Raw genomic sequence first — 2968 nt, 5'->3', positions numbered from 1 at the left:
CGACCAACGCCTGGCCGCCCAACTCGACCAGGCCGCCGACGTGGTGACCACCGGCCGCGGCAACCTCGATGCCGTCCGGCAATGGGTGACGGACGCCGCCAACAGCGTCCCGCCCGGCAAGCAGCGCGACGAACTGCTGATGAAGATCGCCAACAGCGGCCTCGGCCAGGTCAGCGAAATCGTGCAGACCTCGAACGACGCCAACAACACCATCCGCGACAACATGAACAGGCTCAAGCCGGAGTTCGAGGCCGTCAACTTCAGTAGTGAGGGCAGCCCGTCCGGCGACCCGGGTGACGACAAAGAGACCGAGGAGCGCGACAAGCTGCCGCGTGGAACCCCGACCGGTGAAGGGGAGAGCGAGGGCGAGCAGGACGGCGAGGCGGTGGCTGAGCAGGCCGACCTCCCGCCCGATCAGCGCGACCCGGCGGTACTGGACGAGGTGGCGTCCAACCTCCCGCAGAATCCGCTCACCCAGGCCCAAATCGATGCGCTCGCGCGCGGCGAAGAGATCGACAACGTGCCGAAGGAGACGCAGGAGTACTACCGCGACTTCTACCAAGCTGCCGGCAAGGACGGCCTGCTGGCGCTGGACCGTCACCTGGAGGCACAGGAGGCCGCCGGCGACACCGACGCGGGCGCTCAGCGTGACAGCCTCGCCAACGGGTTGATGGTCACCAGCAACGAGAACATCGTCGAGCGAAATCCCGACGGCAGCATCGCCTCCCGCGGCGGGTACGACCAGCTGCCATCCGAGTTGCGCGACCTGATCGAGTGGCGCAACGGCGACGCGATCCCGAACGAACTCGAACTGGGTACGGTCGCCGCGCAGGAACAGAACATCGCCGACATGACCCAGCTCGGCGAACTGATGGGCGAGGCGAACCCCGGCTATCAGCCCGGCACCCAGCTGGGCACCGAGATGTATCAGAAGGCGGCCGACATGGTCGAACCGAACCGCGATGGGTGGGCGTTCCGCGATACGTCGGTGGAGACCTACGAACGTGCCGCGAACAACTTCGCGGACGTCGCCGGACGCAACAACGAAGCGTCCTACCGGATCTGGTCGGGTGACGGCATGGAACCGGGATACAACCCGGAGCACACCGTACGTACGTTGATGGGCCAGGACTGGTCAAACGCCGGTGGCGGCACGGGTGCGGCGACGCTGCTCGACTGGATGAACGAAGACATGGACCGCCCGGTCGGTGACCCCATCGGCGACCGGGCCAGGCAGGCTTTCACCGAGGTGCCCGCCATGCTGGCGCCGGGTGACAACGATCCGGTGTTCAACACGATGCGGGACGCGTTCGCGCACAACGATGCGGTGTCGACGGAGATGGCTCAACTCCTGGCGGAGAACACGGGCTCACTTGCGGGACCCGGGACCTACGCGAACGGGTATCCGGAGACGACGTTCGACTCGGCGGGCAATCCCGTTCTCGCGGCGTCGGAAGCCAACCGGTTGCTCGAACTGGGCAGCTATTCAGAGGAGGGCCGGGTCACCCTCGCGCACGCGGCAGAGACGGGTCGCATCGACGAACTCGAAGCCGCTATGCGCGCCAACCCGGGCAACATCGAGCAAGACGTGAACAACAGTCCGGCGGGAAGCTTGTCCGGGCGCATCGACAACGCGATGCTCGATGCCATCGGTCACCACAACGAAGTGTTCCAGAACGAGATGACCGAGGAACAGCAGAGGGACGCGGTGTACCGGGCGAAGATCCTCGGTGCCGAACTGGCCGGCGTGGCCACCGACGAACTGGCGGGCAAGATTCCCGGCTCGGGCACGATCACGGACGTCACAGGGCTCGCACCGGGCGACCTCGTCGAGAATCAGATCAAAGAGGCTATCGGCACGGCCCAATACGAGGGGATCTCTGCGCCTCATCAGGACGACTTGGGCGCGGGAGCGAATCGGCAAGCGCAGCAAGCTATTCTGCAGGCCGCCTACGACGCAGGTCAGCTCCCTCCGGAATTGGCGCCGAACGGGCAACCGATCAACCTCTCCGGGCAGCCATTGGCTCCCGGCAGTCCGGAAGCCATCGCGCTGGACAACTTCCTGGACAGCCGCGGGCTCAACCCGTACGTCGAGAACTATGGCCAGAGCTACAAGATCGATGTCGGCGGATAGCGCGGGCGACGGTAGGCGTCGCATGGTCGTGGCCCTCACCGTGTTCGCGCTGTGCTCGGCCGCTCTTGTCGGCGGATGCCGCGCGCAGGACAGCGCGCCGTCGGAGCCATCGACCTCCGCGCTGCCGCCGTTTCCGTACCCGCCGTTCAAGATTCAGACCAGCGTGGCGGTGCCGTTGGAACAGCCACTGTTGGGTGCAGCGGAATTCGCGCTCGACATGTCCGTCGATGCGCGGTTGAGTGATGATCCCGACGAGGAGCGACTCTACCGGGAGTACCGCAGCAAAATTGCGCCCGAGGCGGACAGCGACGCGCCCCGCACCTCGGACCCGTATGTGGGTCAAACGGGCGGGGCACTGCACCGTGCCGTCGCCGCTCAGCAGTTGCCCGACGGAGCGGCCGAGGTGACCATTTGCTTGTTCGACACCCCGGGCTTGTATGTCATGAAGGAGGACGGCGAATTGACTGCGGCGCCGTCGACAGGCCCGATCGGCTTGTGGCGACCGCGCGTGCAGTGGACGAATCGCCCCGCAGCCGATGGTTCGACGTCTCGAGAACCCCGCTGGCTGCTGTTGGACATCGGCGCCATCCAGAACATGACCAAAGAGCAGATCGCCGAGGTGTGCGATCCCTTCAAACCGCAACCGTTCGTTCAGAAGGCCCCCGACCCGACCTCCGCGCCGACGGGGTAGCTACCCGACCGCGGCACCGGTCGGATTCGTGACACGGAGGCAGTCGGGGGTGCGGGATACTGAGCACGTGAGTTTGCGACGTGGCGAGTGGGGGCGCTCGTGAGTGCACTCGACGGCTTCTACGCGACGTGGAACGACGCCAG

2 protein-coding genes are annotated in these 2968 nt (G+C 66.1%); both read left to right on the top strand.

The genetic code is table 11. The annotated features are described in order from the left end of the window. Positions 1-40 precede the first annotated feature (40 nt). Positions 41-2134 (top strand): TPR repeat domain-containing protein, encoded by a 2094-nt coding sequence (locus Q2100_RS30670; RefSeq protein WP_302917047.1) that lies wholly within the window; start codon positions 41-43, stop codon positions 2132-2134. Between the two features lie 22 nt (positions 2135-2156). Next, on the top strand, positions 2157-2825 hold the full coding sequence (locus Q2100_RS30665; RefSeq protein ID WP_302917046.1) for a hypothetical protein: 669 nt from the start codon (positions 2157-2159) through the stop codon (positions 2823-2825). Positions 2826-2968: the final 143 nt, after the last annotated feature.

This window comes from Mycolicibacterium arseniciresistens (assembly GCF_030519285.1).
In the GTDB taxonomy this organism is placed as follows: Bacteria; Actinomycetota; Actinomycetes; order Mycobacteriales; family Mycobacteriaceae; genus Mycobacterium; species Mycobacterium arseniciresistens.
Note: the sequence above shows the minus strand (reverse complement) of the source record. Positions and strands in the feature narration are given on the sequence as shown.

Excerpts from the sequence above, each read along its gene's own strand:
- Q2100_RS30665 (WP_302917046.1), top strand. The coding sequence starts at position 2,157 with ATGGTCGTGGCCCTCACCGTGTTCGCGCTGTGCTCGGCCGCTCTTGTC.